14 protein-coding genes are annotated in these 15,598 nt (G+C 69.5%); 5 read left to right on the top strand and 9 right to left on the bottom strand.

From position 1 onward, the window contains the following. Position 1: 1 nt before the first annotated feature. The 8 genes from OG386_RS43480 to OG386_RS43445 all read right to left on the bottom strand — a co-directional run bounded on the left by OG386_RS43480 (position 2) and on the right by OG386_RS43445 (position 6,401). Positions 2-445 carry a hypothetical protein gene (locus OG386_RS43480; RefSeq protein ID WP_328792812.1) on the bottom strand — a complete coding sequence of 148 codons (444 nt, stop codon included), beginning with the start codon at positions 443-445 and terminating at the stop codon, positions 2-4. 148 nt (positions 446-593) lie between these two features. Next, entirely contained in the window at positions 594-953 is a 360-nt protein-coding gene (locus tag OG386_RS43475) for an STAS domain-containing protein (protein ID WP_328792811.1), read from the bottom strand. Further along, complete coding sequence (locus OG386_RS43470; RefSeq protein ID WP_328792810.1) at positions 950-2,236, bottom strand: PP2C family protein-serine/threonine phosphatase; 1,287 nt, start codon at positions 2,234-2,236, stop codon at positions 950-952. The genes OG386_RS43475 and OG386_RS43470 overlap by 4 nt, the downstream gene beginning before the upstream one ends. After that, positions 2,236-3,039 (bottom strand): alpha/beta fold hydrolase, encoded by an 804-nt coding sequence (locus OG386_RS43465; RefSeq protein WP_328793558.1) that lies wholly within the window; start codon positions 3,037-3,039, stop codon positions 2,236-2,238. The genes OG386_RS43470 and OG386_RS43465 overlap by 1 nt, the downstream gene beginning before the upstream one ends. A gap of 129 nt (positions 3,040-3,168) precedes the next feature. Next, the gene (locus OG386_RS43460) at positions 3,169-3,573 is read right to left on the bottom strand and encodes a CBS domain-containing protein (RefSeq protein WP_328792809.1); all 405 of its coding nucleotides are present in this window, start codon (positions 3,571-3,573) and stop codon (positions 3,169-3,171) included. Between the two features lie 46 nt (positions 3,574-3,619). Next, on the bottom strand, positions 3,620-5,140 hold the full coding sequence (locus OG386_RS43455; protein WP_328792808.1) for a DEAD/DEAH box helicase: 1,521 nt from the start codon (positions 5,138-5,140) through the stop codon (positions 3,620-3,622). A 323-nt stretch (positions 5,141-5,463) separates the two neighbouring features. Continuing rightward, complete coding sequence (locus tag OG386_RS43450) at positions 5,464-5,667, bottom strand: cold-shock protein (RefSeq protein ID WP_328792807.1); 204 nt, start codon at positions 5,665-5,667, stop codon at positions 5,464-5,466. 383 nt (positions 5,668-6,050) lie between these two features. Then, the gene (locus OG386_RS43445) at positions 6,051-6,401 is read right to left on the bottom strand and encodes a MerR family transcriptional regulator (RefSeq protein WP_328792806.1); all 351 of its coding nucleotides are present in this window, start codon (positions 6,399-6,401) and stop codon (positions 6,051-6,053) included. Positions 6,402-7,148: 747 nt separating this feature from the next. On the opposite strand from OG386_RS43445, the gene OG386_RS43440 reads away from it, so the two are divergent. From OG386_RS43440 to OG386_RS43425, 4 genes are all read left to right on the top strand, one after another. Next, positions 7,149-8,369 (top strand): phospholipase D-like domain-containing protein, encoded by a 1,221-nt coding sequence (locus OG386_RS43440; protein WP_443053283.1) that lies wholly within the window; start codon positions 7,149-7,151, stop codon positions 8,367-8,369. A gap of 142 nt (positions 8,370-8,511) precedes the next feature. Continuing rightward, positions 8,512-9,477, top strand: coding sequence for a hypothetical protein (locus OG386_RS43435; protein ID WP_328792805.1), 966 nt, complete (start codon positions 8,512-8,514; stop codon positions 9,475-9,477). Next, positions 9,474-10,712 carry a hypothetical protein gene (locus OG386_RS43430; RefSeq protein ID WP_328792804.1) on the top strand — a complete coding sequence of 413 codons (1,239 nt, stop codon included), beginning with the start codon at positions 9,474-9,476 and terminating at the stop codon, positions 10,710-10,712. The genes OG386_RS43435 and OG386_RS43430 overlap by 4 nt, the downstream gene beginning before the upstream one ends. Before the next feature lie 380 nt (positions 10,713-11,092). Continuing rightward, a complete protein-coding gene (locus OG386_RS43425) occupies positions 11,093-11,284 on the top strand; it encodes a hypothetical protein (protein ID WP_328792803.1) in 192 nt (63 codons plus the stop codon). 292 nt (positions 11,285-11,576) lie between these two features. On the opposite strand, the gene OG386_RS43420 is transcribed toward OG386_RS43425, so the two are convergent. Next, positions 11,577-12,584: a terpene synthase family protein gene (locus OG386_RS43420; RefSeq protein WP_328792802.1), complete on the bottom strand. Its 1,008-nt coding sequence runs from the start codon at positions 12,582-12,584 to the stop codon at positions 11,577-11,579. A 394-nt stretch (positions 12,585-12,978) separates the two neighbouring features. On the opposite strand from OG386_RS43420, the gene OG386_RS43415 reads away from it, so the two are divergent. Next, complete coding sequence (locus tag OG386_RS43415; RefSeq protein ID WP_328792801.1) at positions 12,979-15,342, top strand: hypothetical protein; 2,364 nt, start codon at positions 12,979-12,981, stop codon at positions 15,340-15,342. Positions 15,343-15,598 lie beyond the last annotated feature (256 nt).

The raw sequence follows: 15,598 nt of genomic DNA, 5'->3' as shown, positions 1-15,598 counted from the left end.
CCTAAGCGAACCCGCCCCACACGGCAGCTCCGCTCTCCGCAGCACCGGCAGTGGCGTCGATCCGGTACGTGTCGTCCTTCGCATCGCGTCCGCCGGCGGCGTGGTCGTACTGGCCGGCGAAGACGTGCTCGCCGGGCGGGACGGTCCTGCCGGGTTTGAGGGTCCACCGGTAGACGAGGAAGCCACCTTCCTGGCGGGCGGAGAGGTCGAAGTCCGCGGCGGGGCAGGTCCGCCAGCTACCGGTGTCCTTCACCCCCTCGGCGAGGGCGATGCGCAGCTCGACGACGAGCGCGGTGAGCGGCTTCCCCGCCTTGAGAGTGACGCTGTGTGGGTCGACGGACCCGTCGGCCCACAGTGGACCGTCTTCGGTCCGGCTGCCCGCGGCCGTCGGTGGCGCCGCGCGGCCGGCCGCGGACGGGGCGGCGGCGGTGGGGGAAGCGGACATGGGCGGTGGCTCCTTGGGGTGAGGTGCACTGTTCACCCCTCAGTTGCCGCCGGAGCCCGAAAGGTTGCCGGGCACCCGCCGAACCTCTCCGCGGCCTTGGCGGCCGGGTCACGCGTTCCGAACGGGCCCTCCTACGGCACCCGCGCCGTCAGGGACGCTTGGTGGCCGGTCGGTGTGCTGTGGCCGTGCCGACGTCGGCGTGGATGGTGAAGACCCGGTCGAGGCCGACGATGCGCAGGATGCGGATCGTGTTGTCAGGGACGGCCGCCAGCGCGATCTCAGCCTGGGCGGCGACAGCGTGGTTGCGGGCGACGATGAGGGCGGTGATGCCGCTGGAGTCGCAGAACCGTATGCGGGAGAGGTCCAGGACGAGGCGTTGTCCCGGCTCCAGGCCGAGCGCCGTCACGGCCTGTCGAAGGCGGGGGGCCTGGTCGTAGTCGAGGTCGCCGGCGATCTCCAGGACGGGGCCGGTGGTGGCGTCTCGGGCGGTGATCGTCAGGGCGCTCATGTCAGATCGTGCTCTCGTGCAACGGGGACGGGGTGGGGCACGCCGAGGGCGAGCAGAGCCGTGTCGTCGTCCAGGCCTTCACCGAAGCCGTCCAGGAGACCGGTGAGGGCGGTGATCAGCTCATGTGCACCTGCCGGGGCGAGACCGGCTGTGAAAGTCCGCAGGGCGTCCTCGCCATAGAGCTCGCGGTTCGTGCCGACGCGGGCTTCGGTGAGGCCGTCGGTGTAGAGGAGGAGGCAGTCGCCGGGGCCGAGCGTCGTCGCAGCAGGGGTGAAGCGGGGGTCGGGCAGGATTCCGATGAGGAGGCCGCCGGGGGTGGGGAGGTAGTCGGCCCGGCCGTCGGCACGCACGACGAGTGCGGGGGGATGGCCCCCGGACGCGAGGTGCACGGCGACCGTTCCGGTGCTGGGGTCGGGTTCCATCACACCGAAGATCGCGGTGCAGTAGCGCGGGTCCCCGCTCGTGAACCGCTCGTGCAGCACGGTGTTCAAGGTGGACAGCGCGGCTACGGGGTCGCAATCGTGGAGGGCTGCGGCGCGCAGGGTGTAGCGGGTCAGGGAGGTCACTGCGGCAGCCTGAGGGCCTTTGCCGCACACGTCGCCGAGGAAGAACGCCCAGCGCTTCTCGTCCAGCGGGAACAGGTCGTAGAAGTCTCCGCCGAGCCGGTCGACGGAGGCGGTGTGGTAGTAGGAGGCCGCTTCCATTCCGGGCACCGCGGGCAGGGCAGCTGGTAGCAGGCTCTGTTGGAGCACCGCGAGTGCTTCGCGCAGCCGCTCCCTGTCGGCTTCGGCCTGCCGGCGGGCTTCCTCCGCCAGCTGACGCTCGCGGAGCAGTTCGCCTTCGTAGGCGCGGCGCTGTCGTGCGTCGAAGACGGTGGTGCGGATCAGCGTCGGCTCGCCGTCGCCGCTCGTCTTCACGCGGGAGGTGACCAGGACCGGGAGGCGGCCGCCGCCCGACGCCTTGAGTTCCAGCGCTATCTCGCTGATCTTTCCCTGCATTCTCAGGAGCGGCGCGAAGTGCGTCTCGTGGTAGAGCCTGCCGCCGATGGTGAGGAGGTCGGTGAAGCGTCTACGGCCCACGACTTCCTCGCGCGTGAGGCCGAGCCAGTCCAGGAGCGTTCCGTTGATCCTGGCGATGGTGCCGTCCATCAGGGTGGACAGGTAGCCGCAGGGGGCGGATTCGTAGAGCTCTTCGGCGGTGTCCTCCAGCAGGGAGGAGAACATCGCGTCAGTGGCGGACTCTTCGCCGTCGGGCCGCTCAGGGTTCTGGGCGGTGCACCCCATCACCGTAGCTCCCGCAGGAACGCGCGGATGGCTGACGTGGTGGCCTCGGGAGCGCTCAGCTGGGGGCAGTGCCCCGTTGCGTCCAGGGTGATCAGGCGGCTTCCGGGGATGGCCGCGTGGACGTAGCCGCCGACCTCGCGCGGCGCGATCACGTCCTGGGCGCATTCCAGTACCAGCGTCGGTACGCCCACCGACTTCAGGTCGTCACGGCTGTCGGAGAGGAACGTGGTGCGGGCGAAGACGCGGGCCATCGCCGGATCGGTGGCGCAGAAACTGTTGGTCAGCTCCTCCCCCAGTTCCGGACGTTCGGGGTTGCCCATGATCAGCGGTGCCATCGTGGCCGACCAGCCGAGGTAGTTCGACTCGAGCGACTCCAGCAACTCGTCGATGTCCTCCGCGCTGAAGCCGCCGCGGTAGGCGTCGTCGTCGATGTAGCAGGGGGAAGGGCCGACCATGACCAGGGAGCAGAACTGCTCGGGGGCGGTGGCCGCCGCGCGTACCCCGATCATCGCGCTGACCGAATGCCCGACGAAGGCCACGTCCCGTAGGTCGAGGGCTTCGCACACCTCGACCACGTCGCGGGCGTATCCGTCGAGCGCCCCGTACCGTTCGGCGCTCCAAGCGGACGGGTCGGAGCCGCCCGACCCGACGTAGTCGAACAGGACCACCTGGAATTCCTCGGCCAGTGCCGGGGCCACCAGGCCCCACATGTTCTGGTCACAGCCGAACCCGTGCGCCAGCATCACCACGGGGCTGCCGGGTGATCCGCTGACCTTCACGTTGTTCCTGCGGAGGATGTCCATCCCGTCGTCCTGTTCGTCGGTCTGCAGCGTCAGCACTGCCGACGCAATCGAGGGTGGGCTCGCGCTGGTCCCGTCGGTCGGACGGTCAGCGGAGCAATCGAGGGAACGGTCCGACCGCGGTGAGGCGGTTCAGCGTGCAAGGGCGAGGACGCCCAGGGCACTGCCTTGTTCGTCGACGACGGGCAGGGCGTCGAGCCTGCGGTAGCGCATCGCGTGCTCGGCTTCGGCCATCGTGGTGAGAGGTGAGGTGAACGGCCCGCGGTCACCGAGGACGTCGCGCAGCCGGACTCGGTCCGTGTACGCGTCGCCGTCGCGGACGGCCGCGAGCTGAGCCGGGGTGACCAGGCCGGCGAACAGGCCGTCCTCGTCGCAGACCAGCAGATGGCCCGAGCGGGCACTGGCCATGACGGACAAGGCCACTTCGACCGTCATGTCGTCGCAGACCTGCGGCCCGGCGGCCTCCATGGCATCGACCACCACCGGGTGCACAGGGTTGGCACTCACCGAGCGGAACTGCATCTGGACCAGCGTCAAAACGTGCCTCCTGCAGAGATGGGTCAGTTTTCTGATCACGTGGTTCTCAGGCCGCCGCCGCGTCGAAGGCGGCCCGGCGCACGTTCAAGCGCCGGGCCGCCGAAGCGGGACCTCGTCGGTTGCGCGGGGCGGAGCCGCTGCGCTCACGCCGCTCCGCTGCCGGGGCGGTGATGACGACCGGGATGCCGGAGGGGGCCTGGGCGCCGGTGATCCGGCTGAGGGCCTCTTCGCCGGAGCGGACCTGGGTGGTCTGCGGGGTGATCCCGGCGGCGGCCATGAGCCGCGCCATGTCGCGGCGCTGGTTCGGGGTGACCAGGGTGACGACGCTGCCGGACTCCCCGGCACGGGCGGTGCGCCCGCCGCGGTGCAGGTAATCCTTGTGGTCGGTGGGCGGATCCACGTTGACGACCAGGTCGAGGTTGTCGACGTGGATGCCGCGGGCGGCGACGTTCGTGGCGACGAGCACGCTGACGTGCCCGGTCTTGAACTGCGCCAGGGTGCGCGTGCGCTGCGGCTGCGACTTCCCCCCGTGCAGGGCGGCGGCCCGCACGCCGCTGTTCAGCAGGTGGCTGGTGAGCTGGTCCACGGCGTGCTTGGTGTCCAGGAACATGATGACGCGACCGTCGCGCGCCGCGATCTCGGTGGTGGCGGCGTGCTTGTCACCGCCGTGCACGTGCAGCACGTGGTGCTCCATCGTCGTCACCGCGCCCGCGGACGGGTCGACGGAGTGGACGACCGGGTCGGTCAGGTAGCGGCGCACCAACAGGTCGACGTTGCGGTCGAGGGTGGCGGAGAAGAGCATCCGCTGGCCCTCGGGGCGCACCTGGTCGAGCAGGGCGGTGACCTGCGGCATGAAGCCCATGTCGGCCATCTGGTCGGCTTCGTCCAGGACGGTGATCGCGACCTGGTTCAGTCGGCAGTCCCCACGGTCGATGAGGTCCTTCAGCCTCCCGGGCGTGGCGACGACGACCTCGGCGCCGCCGCGCAGCGCGCTCGCCTGACGCCCGATGGGCATCCCGCCGACCACCGTGGCCAGCCGGAGCTTGACCGAGCGGGCGTACGGGGTGAGCGCGTCGGTGACCTGCTGGGCCAGTTCACGGGTCGGTACGAGGACCAGTGCGAGCGGCTGGCGGGGCTCGGCCCGCTGACCGGCCGTACGGGCCAGCAGGGCCAGCCCGAAGGCCAGGGTCTTGCCGGAGCCGGTCCGCCCGCGACCGAGCACGTCGCGGCCCGCCAGGGAGTTCGGGAGGGTCGCGCCCTGGATCGGGAACGGTACCGTCAAGCCCTCCGCGGTGAGCGCGGCGAGCAGTTCCGCGGGCATGGCGAGATCGGCGAAGGCCTCGACGGCGGGCAGAGCCGGGGTGATCGTCTTCGGCAGGGCGAACTCACCCTGCACCGCGGCGGGCCGGCGACCGTACCCGCCCGAGCGACTCGGGCCGCCGGAACGGCTCGGGGCGGAGGAACCGAAGCGGCCGCCGCGGCCCGAACCCGCGGCGGAACCTGAGGTGGGGCCGCCGGTGCGGCTGCGGGTGCGAGCGGAGCGGTTGTTCGTACGTACGGGGTTCATACAGAACCTTCCTCGATACGGCGCGCATCAAGGAATTCCGGGAGCCGAAGAACAGCGCGGGGAATCGCAAGAACGGGCCGAATGGAATGCGAAAGCGAAGCCGACCGCAGGGAGTCCGTGCGGGCGCCGCTATAAAAATGGGTGGTGCCGGACGTGAAATCCCCGAGATCGACTCGGGTGCAGGTCCGTAGAGGTCCGCGTGCCGGAGAGAAATCTCCGGGTGGTGAGGGGCATCCCGCAGGTGAACCCACTGCGGGAGGTGCCTGCAGCTGGGGCCCGCACCCCGAAGGATGCGGGCCCCAGCTACGAAGTGCGCGTCAGCGTCAGGCAGGAACGATGTTCTCGGCCGTCGGACCCTTCTGGCCCTGCGCGATGTCGAAGCTGACCTTCTGGCCTTCAGCCAGCTCACGGAAGCCTTGGGCGGCGATGTTCGAGAAGTGGGCGAACACGTCAGCGCCGCCACCGTCCTGCTCGATGAAGCCGAAACCCTTTGCCGCGTTGAACCACTTCACAGTGCCAGATGCCATGTCGGATCTCCTTTGGGGCAGTACACCGGCGTCCGCACTGTACGGACACCGTGTCGCCGCGATGATGCCCCGCCGGGAAATGACCCGGAATTATGAAGCACTCCCATATGGCACGGAGGCCGACTGGAGGGCTTGAAGTTTTGGGAACCACGACTGCAACTGAGATCGACAATAGCATGCCGTAGCGATCTGCGTACGAATAACAATTCACCGCGGCCGCCGCACCAAAAACCCTCTCAGCATGAACCGCTAAATCCTTGCATCGCGGTGACAGATATTGGCAGCCCGGGCGCAACGCTTTTCCGAGCGGAGGGAAGGGAGCACGCACCACGCCTCGGCCCCAGTGGCGCACGGCCCACCGGGGACCGGCGGGCGCGCTCACCTCAGACCGCGGGCGGCGGGCCGGACGACGCGGCGGCGCGGCGGTACTCGGCGTTGAGGCGCTGGGCTTCCTCGAGCTGGTCCTCGAGGATGACGATGCGACAGGCGGCCTCGACGGGGGTTCCCTGATCGACGAGTTCCCGGGCTCGGGCCGCGATGCGCAGCTGGTAGCGGGAGTAGCGGCGGTGGCCGCCCTCGGAGCGGAGCGGCGTGATCAGGCGGGCCTCGCCGATGGCGCGGAGGAATCCCGGAGTGGTGCCGAGCATCTCTGCGGCACGACCCATGGTGTACGCGGGGTAATCGTCGTCGTCCAGGTGGCCGCCGAGCGAGCCTGTCGGATTCTCTGCTGTCATTGCACCTCTCTCGTGAACACATGGAGGGGCCCTGGTGCCGTACGGCACCAGGGCCCCGAGGGAACTTCTACACCATCTGCCGGCACCAGTTCCGAGCCGACCTTCTGTTTCCGCATGCCCGACTCGAACGATGCCGGGGGTACGGGGATCGCGGTTGCTTGACCGGAGACCACATCACTATCGATGTCCTGCGGTACCCGGGCTCAGGACTTCCGCCCGGGCGATCCTGATGGCGCGGTTCCTCCGTTCTTCCCTCGGTGATCAACCTGCTTGCTGCGTCAACTGCACTACTGCTCACGGCGGCCCCTGATCACCGCGGGCCAACCGGTCCGGTCATCAGCCCCGTCGCCCTGCTGCAACAACCCTGGCTTCGGAACTCCACCACCGCACCGTCCTGCGCACTGCACTTACGGCACCACGCCCGGCAGTTCACCTCTGCCGGGCCCTGCTGTCTCTCTGGGCTACGAGAGAAACCATAACTGGGTCACCACCCAATGTCTACTCTGGCCAACATAGATTTTCGCGTGTTCGGCAGATAGGAAATCGGCTTCGAGCGGCAACGGTGGCAGGCGGGAAGGACCACCGGGGCAGCGGGCAGCGGGAGACGGCGCAGCGGCCCGCTCAGCGCCATGAACACGCGACGAGGGTAGGTACACACCCCTTCCCGGTCGGCGGCTGTGTACAGTCGGCTCGCCCCGGCGGTTGCCGGACGTCCGGGGCGGCGTCCCCGACCGGTCAGGTGGAGTCATGACGAGTGCAACCAGCGGGTCGCGACCGTCCGGCGGGACGGCCATCGCCCCAGCGCTGTCGATGGCCGAGCGCAAGCAGCGGATGCGGCGCCGCCTCGAGCGGCTGATCGGCATCGCCGCCACCGAAGGAAACGCGTTGCTCGCCCTGCGCAACGGGGACGAGATCTTCACGGCGATGCTGGACAGCGTCCGCGCCGCCGAACACACCGTCGACATGATGACGTTCGTGTACTGGCGCGGCGCGATAGCCCGGCAGTTCGCCCAGGCGCTGTCGGACCGGGCCCGCGCGGGTGTCCGGGTGCGGCTGCTGCTGGACGGCTTCGGCAGCCGGCTCATCGAGCAGGACCTGCTCGATCTGATGGAGGACGCCGGGGTCGACGTCGCGTGGTTCCGCAAGCCCCTCTACCTCTCCCCGCTCAAGCAGAACCACCGCTGCCACCGCAAAGTGCTCGTCGTCGACGAACAGACGGCGTTCACCGGCGGAGTCGGCATCGCCGAGGAGTGGTGCGGCAACGCCCGCAACGAGAACGAGTGGCGCGACACCCACGTCCGGCTGCGCGGGCCCGCCGTGGACGGCGTCGCCGCCGCTTTCGCACAGAACTGGGCCGAGTGCCACGACACCCTCTTCGACGACCGGGACCGCTTCACCGAGCACGCACCGCAGGGCGGGGCAGTGGTGCAGGTCGTCCGGGGATCGGCCAGTATCGGCTGGCAGGACATGCAGACCCTGATCCGGGTCGCCATCGAATCCGCCCAGCATCGCTTCCGCCTGTCCACCGCCTACTTCGCCCCGGACGCCTACTTCATCGAGCTGCTGTGTGCGGCAGCACGTCGCGGCATCGAGGTCGAGATACTCCTGCCCGGCCCCCACACCGACAAGCGCGTCTGCCGGCTGGCCGGCCAGAACTTCTACGCGGACCTCCTCGCCTGCGGGGTGAAGATCTTCGAGTACCAGCCGACGATGATGCACGCCAAGGTCATCACCGTCGACCAGGTCGCGGCACTCATCGGCTCCACCAATTTCAACCGTCGCTCCCTGGACCACGACGAAGAGGTCATGCTCGCGGTCCTTGACGAAGACTTCACCGCAACCCTGGACCGCCACTTCGACGAGGACGTGCAGGCCAGCGAGCCGATGGTTCCAGCGCGCTGGAACCGCCGCTCTGCGGCGCAACGCCTGCGCGAGCTTGCGGTCACCCCCATCCGCCGGTTCCTGTGACTCCCGCACGGTGCCGGAAGGCGCCCACCCTCCGGCACCGCCCATAGCAGGAGCTGAAGTTCCACCCTGCCGCCGTCCAACGGGTTCATCCCTGACGGGGACGGTCGGTGTGGGAGATGGCGGCGCCGGGTAGGGCGGGACCATGCCCGACATCCCCCCGGCCGAAGAGGCACTGCGAAGGGTGCTGGCCGTCGTCGACCGGACGGCGGAGCTGGCCACGGAGCTGGCCACCACCCTTCGGATGCGCCCGAACGACGCCGCGGTCCGCACGGCAGCGATACCTCTCGGGGTCGATGTACTGGCCTTCGGGCCTGCGGAGTTCGAAGCGGTGGCCCGGCATCTGGAACTGCTGGACCAGCTGATCGCGGCCGTCCCGCCGGACGCCGACGGGATGCGATGGCGCTACCTGGACGAAGCCGTCCTGTTCCGTTGCGAGGCGGAAGTGAGCACGCCCTTCGACGAGTTCACCGCGCGCGTCGACATCAGCCGGGTGATCGGTCTGACCAGCGGCTACCTTGCCGGTCGTACGGAGGTCCTGGCGCGCGACGCGACCGGAAGGCCGATCCGGCAGCTCGAGCGCAGCATCAGCCGGGCCCAGCCCGCCTACCTGGCGCTGGCCGGCGCCGACGTACTCGACGTCTGCAAGCTGGAGACCATCGACTACGGCCCGGACGAACAGGTGCTGCGCTGGCGGCAGGTCCACAGCGCGAACGGCTCCGCGGTTCAGGACGACGGCTCGGTGTCGTTCGCCCGGACCCCGGGCGGCGGCACCGGAGTGACCGTCCGCGCCCATCAGCAATTCACCCTCCCCCCGTTGTGGCGGGCGATCACCCCCGTGCTGTGGCCCGCGGTCCGGCGCGCTCTGGTGGAGGACGCCTACCGCAAGTCCTTCCGCATCACCCTGCACACCATCGCCGCACGCGGGCAGGGCGGCGCCGAACCGGTCGAGGAGACGGCCAGTGCCACCTCCTCGCTCTGGGACACCGTCTTCCGCGTGGCCGAGCCGTTGACGCTGTTGGCCGGGTCGGCCCCGTGGAAGCCGACGCGGCCCGAGTGCACCGACAGTTCCGGATTCCGCCACTTCCGGCCCGAGAGGCAGCCCCTGTGACGCCGCCCGCCGGCCCGCCGCACGAATACCCGTACGCCTTCCACATCGCCCTCGACGGCAACGGCCTCAACGGACTCGAAGGCCGGGCCGGCATCTGCGTCTTCCGCTACGATCCGGCCACCGGCAGGTACGCGTACAAGATCGACTACTTCGACGGCATCGCCGGCGGCCATGCCGTCAGCGTCAGCCCGGACCACGCGCTCGGATTCCTCGGCAACACCGGCCAGCACCTGCTCTTCTACGACACCGCGACCCTCGACGAGACCGCCCGGCTGTCCACCCTGCGGATCGAACCCACCGACTCGTCCGTCAAGGGCACCACGCACATCGCCTGGCTGGACGACCGGGAGATCGTCGGCGCGATCGGCGAGCACCTGTGGCGGTTCGACCTCGACAAGCTCGATGCTCCCGAGCGCCTGGGCCCGCACGGGCTGAAGCTGCCCCACGCCATGAAGACCACGGCGTCGGGCCGGTACCTCGTCTACGGCGGCATGGACCACCCCGGGCGCGGCGAGGCACGTGAGGTCGGCATCTTCGACCTGCGCACCGGCACGGCCCGCCGCATCGACGTGCCCGCCACCTGCTGGCACGTGGCCGTCCACCCCCGAGAGGACCGGTTCTACGCCCTCTCCTTCCGCGTCCTGCCCCAGGAAGGGCACGACTGGCACGAGTGGGCCATGGCCTACCTCAAGGAGTACGTCTTCGAGATCGACGCCGAGCACGGGCAGGTCCTGCGCCACTGGACGGCCCCGCGGGAGACCCCGGCGCACATCAACTCGGACGTCTGCGTCTCCGATCGTGAGCTGATCTACTGCAACGGCGGCAGCGGCACCATCGTCATGATCGACCTGGTCGACTTCGCCACCCATCGGATCATCGACGAACGCCCCGACCTGCCCGAACAGCTACTCGCCGGACGGCAATCACTCCACCAGGTGACCGACGCCTTCACGCGCGGCTCGCCGGCTGCGAGCAGCAGGCACTTCCTCGCCGCTCTGCGGGTCTCGCGCGGAACCCTGCTCGATTCGGTGTACGCCTGTCAGCTCTCCGCCGACCAGACCCTGCTGTTCACCGCCAACCGGGGGCTCAACACCATCACCGTGTACGACTATCCCGCCAACACGGTCCGGCAGCGGGTGCGCATGCCACAACTGCGGCAGTACGTCGACGGGCTCCCGTGGTGGCACGACCCTCGACTCGGCTTCCACCACAGCACGCTGATCTCCCCGCCCTGAGTGTTCCGGGCGCCGGGCCTCTGGCCGAACGCGAGGGGTACGCCCCCCCGGGGGGTACGGCAGCCGCATCCGTTCCTCGCCCTGGTGGGTGTTGAGGCCGGCTCGCGGCCTCGCCGGACGACCCGATGGCCGAATCTGGACAACCTCGTCGGCCTTCCAGACCCACAACCAGGTCTGGAAGGCCGCACCACCAGGCCGTCGCTGCGCCGGGCGGGGAACCCGAGCTCGTCGTGAAGTACCGCGGCGGAGAGTTCACGGTGCGCCCGCCCGAGCCCCGACTGCCAGCCTCCTGAATGCGTCATGCCGTTCCCGCTCCGGACCGGACCGCACCGCTGGGCCGGACGGGGTGACGTGATGGGCGGTTCGGCGTTGTTGCCTGCATGGACGAGATGCTGGACGTGCTCCTCGACGGGGTCACTGAGCCGCGCCTGAAACTGATCAGCGGCGACGAGGCGCGGGCCCTGATGATCCTCCTCGGAGTGCTCGACGATGCTGCGCAGCCCGAGGAGGTCCGTCACGCGGCCGAGGAGATGCGCTTTCGCATCGGCTCCCGGCTGGCCCTACCCATGTAGCCGGCTCTCGCCACTGTCCGACGTGATTGCGGCTGGTGGTGCCAGACGGTGTCCGGCAGTCCGCCGGGCAGCTCTGCTCCGTTGATCTCCCGGTACAGCTTCTGCAGGTGGGCAAGGTCCGCCGGAAAGAGGGATCCGACAGGTTTCGGCCCAGCGGCTGATACCAGATGGCCTGGCCAAAGGCATCGATGCCGTGGGCCGACGACCAGGGGACAGGCCGGTGGGAGGACCCGTCGCGGGTGAGCATCAGGGATGGCACCCTCTCCTCAGGGCTCCCATCCCGGGTGCGGGTCTACGCCCCCAGGACCTCGTCGAAGTAGCCGGGCCCGGTGTGGGGGACGATCCGAAGGGCGCTGGTGTAGCGGCGGGTCTGGGCCTGCCAGGCCTGGTAGCCGCTCATCCAGACCTCCATGACCTCGACATACGTGGCCACAGCGGTGCGCTCCGGGCCGGTGAGACCGAGCTGTCGGCACATGGCCGGGACCTGGCGGGCGAGTTCCTGGAACCTCTCGATGCGCCCGCCGATCTCCCGGCCCGCGGCCGCGAGGGCTTCATCGCGGGTGCAGGACTGCGTGTGTTCGAGGACGAGGACGAGGTTGTCCATGTCGCCGCGGGCTTCCTCCTTCTCCAGCGAGTAGACGTCGTTGCACATGAGGGTGACGTCGATGGCAGCCTGGCGCATGATGCGCAGCTGGGGGCTGTGGAAGGCGGCTGCGGGGAGGAGGATGCCGGCGGCTCGCTCGCCTAGGGACAGGGGCAGGTCGGTGCCGGCTATGCCCCGTCTGACCTGGAGGTAGGTTTCCATGTCGGTGGGAGTCCCCCGGAGTCGGCCGATCGCCTCGTGGGCCTGGGTGGCGAAGTAGTACTCCCATTCGTGCGCGGTACGGGCAACCCAGCCCGGGTGCGCGCCGTCCCTGCAGCGCGCCCACAGATCGGCGAACGCCACCGAGCACGCATCCGCCCCCGCGGCCGGCCCGGCGCCGTGCACGATGCCGATCAGCTGCCGACACACGGCCGAAGCCCGGGCGGGGTCCTGGCCGAGGGGGCCGTCGAACTGGTCATCGAAGACGAAGAAGAACGCCATCGCGTCCGCGCACAGGTCGAGGGCCGGGCCCTGTGCATAGGGGAAGCCGCAGGCGGCCAGCAGCGGCATGTCCCACGAGGTGTACCACTGAAGCGATCGGCCCTCCCCGACGAGGCCCGTGCGCTGCACCCACGCCAGGTTGCGCCGGCGTGCGCCCTCCAGATCCGGGCTGACCGATTTCGGGAAGGGGAGATGGAACTCGATGTCCTGCGGCATGTGTTCTCCACGAAACTGGCTGGTCGCAGCGGGGGAAGTCACCGCCGGCATTCTGTCGAGTGCACGGTCTCCCGGTTCCGCAGCGTCACGAAGCGGCCTGCCGGCCAGATAGTGGCCGGTTTCCACCGGCACTGATCGCGCACTTGCAGTTGGCGGGCTCGAGCGTGTCACCAGCGGCGCCCCTGCCACCCATACCCGGCCTGAGCTGTGAAGACGCGCCACCCGCGCAAAGGAGTCGCTGGCCATGGTGGGGGCGCGCAGGTCAAGACGGCATTTTCCAGTCCGTTTGTGGCCGATTGGACGCTTTGGCGTATTGCGTGGCCCCTACACCCCTATCGTACTTACCGTCTGTGACTGATCGGTTACGGAGAATCGCCAGTGTGAGGAGTTCTGGGTGTCCGACAACGTGGATCCGAGGGAGAACGACCGGCTGGAGCGGCTGCGGGCGCTGCTGTCCGGGACGCACGAGCAGGAGCATGCGGGGCTGGCGCTGGGGCGCGGGGCCTACGGCAACACGCTGATGGGGGCGATGCTGCACGGCGCCGACCGGATGCGGCAGGGGCACGAGCCCACCGGTCTGGAGAAACTGCTGCTGGACGCGGTGGGGTCGGTGCTCTCCGAGGAGGAGATCAAGGCGTGGGGCGGGGTGTACCGGGAGGTGGCCGACGCCGGCCAGCCGACGGTGCTGCCGCGGATGTTCGCGCGGCGGTCGGCGGAAGAGGGCTACTCAATCGAGGACCTGAAGAGGGACCTTCCCGACCTCGTCGCTGACGCGATGTCGATGGCGAACACGCAGATCGTCGACCCGCGGACGCCGGACCGGGAGGTGAACGACCCGGCATTCCTCGCGGCAATGAGGGAGGCGAAGTTCGGCATCACCGCGTTCGCCGCCGTAGACGACCGCATGATCCCCGACGCCGCAGGCCTGGAAGGCGCCGAGCAGGCGCCGCAGGATGGCGGCCTAGACCGGGACGGCCGCTCGGGGCCGTTCTATGTGCGCGTGCTGGCGGACAGCTTTTACGTCCACCGGGCAGTGGGCGACGCGGGGGCCAGCCGGGACGAGATCTTCTGGACCGCCGCCGGCGGCGGCGGCAGCGGAACGCACCGCTTCCGCTCGGAGGAGTTCGGCGCCGTCACCAAGGGCGACACCCGCACCTTCTCCGCCGGCAACAACATTCTGTTCCAGGGGTGGACCTCCGGTGACTATCTGGGGGTGAACATCGTCTGCTGGGAGAAGGACGACGAGATCGACCCGTGGACGGAGGCGCTGAACAAGGCGCTGAACGACGCGATGAACACCCTCAACCGGACCCTGGCCTTCGATGACTTCGTCACCGGTGTGCTGCCGCTGTGGATTTCAATCGGCGTCCAGGTCGCCAACATGTTCATCTCCGTGATGATCCACTTCCTCAACATGAGCGACATCTCGTGCCAGCGCACCATCGGTATGGGCCGCTACGAGCTGGCCATGCTCTCCCAGGGCGGCACGGCCACCTGGAAGTTCGACGGCGACGGCCACCACGACCTGCGCGTGAGGTGGTCCGGCCCCAAGATCCCCTTCGCCGAAGGCTTCCTGCGCTGCTCCATCCGCACCGGCACCGCCTGGCAGCCGCCGGCCAAACTGCCTTTCAGGACCATCACCGCTCCCGCCCTCGCCGTGCACGGCAACCGTCTCCACGCCCTGTTCCTGCGCCCCAGCGACCAGGTGGTGATGTGGACCAGCATGGACAGCAGCGGAACCTGGAGCCCCGCCGAACCGCTCGGAGGCGACCAGAGCTGGTACGCCCCCGCCTTGACCTCCGCGGGCGGCGTGCTGCACTACGCCGTCACCGGCAAGAACGGCAGTCTGTGGACCCGCACCTACACACCCGCCACCGGATGGACCCCGGCGAAAGTCGGCGGCGGCGGGATGGAAGTACGCCCCCGCCCTGGCCACCTACAAGGACCAGCCCTGGTTGGTCATCCACGGCCTCGACGAACACCTCTACCACGCCAAGAACGGCGCCTGGGCCTCCTGGCAGAAGGACAACCTCGGCTGGAAACTGAACACCCACGCCGCCCTGGCCACCCGCGGCGACCGCATCTGGAGGGTCGTCACCGGCATGGACAATCACATCCACACCAGCTTCAACGGCGGAGGCACCTGGGCCCACCAGGGCGTCGTCCCCAACTGGCGCGCCAGCCACGCCCCCGCCCTCGCTGCCCACGGCAGCACCCTGACCATCCTCATGCGCGGCACCGACGGCGCCCTGTGGGCTTCCGACTACGACGGCTCCTGGCAGACAGCCCGCACTGTCACCGCCGCCGCCCCCACAGGAGCACCGGCCGCGGCCTACTACAACAACAAGCTCTACGGGATGTACCTGACCACCTGAGCACCGCAGTCAGAACGCGATCCCCACGGCCCGACGAAGGGTCGCCACCCCGCCAGGGTGGCGGCCCTCGGCCTACAAAGCCCTACGGGGCGGGGGTGAACACCACGTCCGTGCCACCGCAGCCGACCGCGATGTCCCAGAGCCGGACCCGCTCCACCGTGTCCACCGCGAGGACCCAACGGAGCCTCGTCGCCGTCCACTCGGCGCCGCTCCGGCGCAGCGCCTCCGGCAACGGCAGCCGGACCCTGACCCGCCTTCAGCCGGTTCGAACGCGCCGTCACCGCGACCAGTCCGGCGAACCCGAAAGCCAACAGGGCCGATGTTGTAATGCGCGGTGCCACCGGTCCTGCGCGGCCAGGAGCATGACCAGAGCCTTGGAGTAGGTCGTCCCGAGCCCGGCGGCCACCGCTTCGGGGAGACAGGCCGTCGTCGCACAGCGCGCCGGCGGCCTCCCGCCCGGCCCGGCCCGCCATCCGCTCCAGCACACCGGCAGCACGCAGCGCGGCCAGCAGCGCGTCCTCAGCGCCCTATGAGCACCCCCTACGGGAACCGCGGGGACTTGCCGATCAACGTTGGCGGTGGAGCAGCCTGGTCGGCGGGTTAATCCAGCTGCTGCTGCGACGACGCTGTTCGCGTTCT

This window comes from Streptomyces sp. NBC_00273 (genome assembly GCF_036178145.1).
In the GTDB taxonomy this organism is placed as follows: Bacteria; Actinomycetota; Actinomycetes; order Streptomycetales; family Streptomycetaceae; genus Streptomyces.
This window is presented reverse-complemented; position numbering and strand designations above follow the sequence as displayed.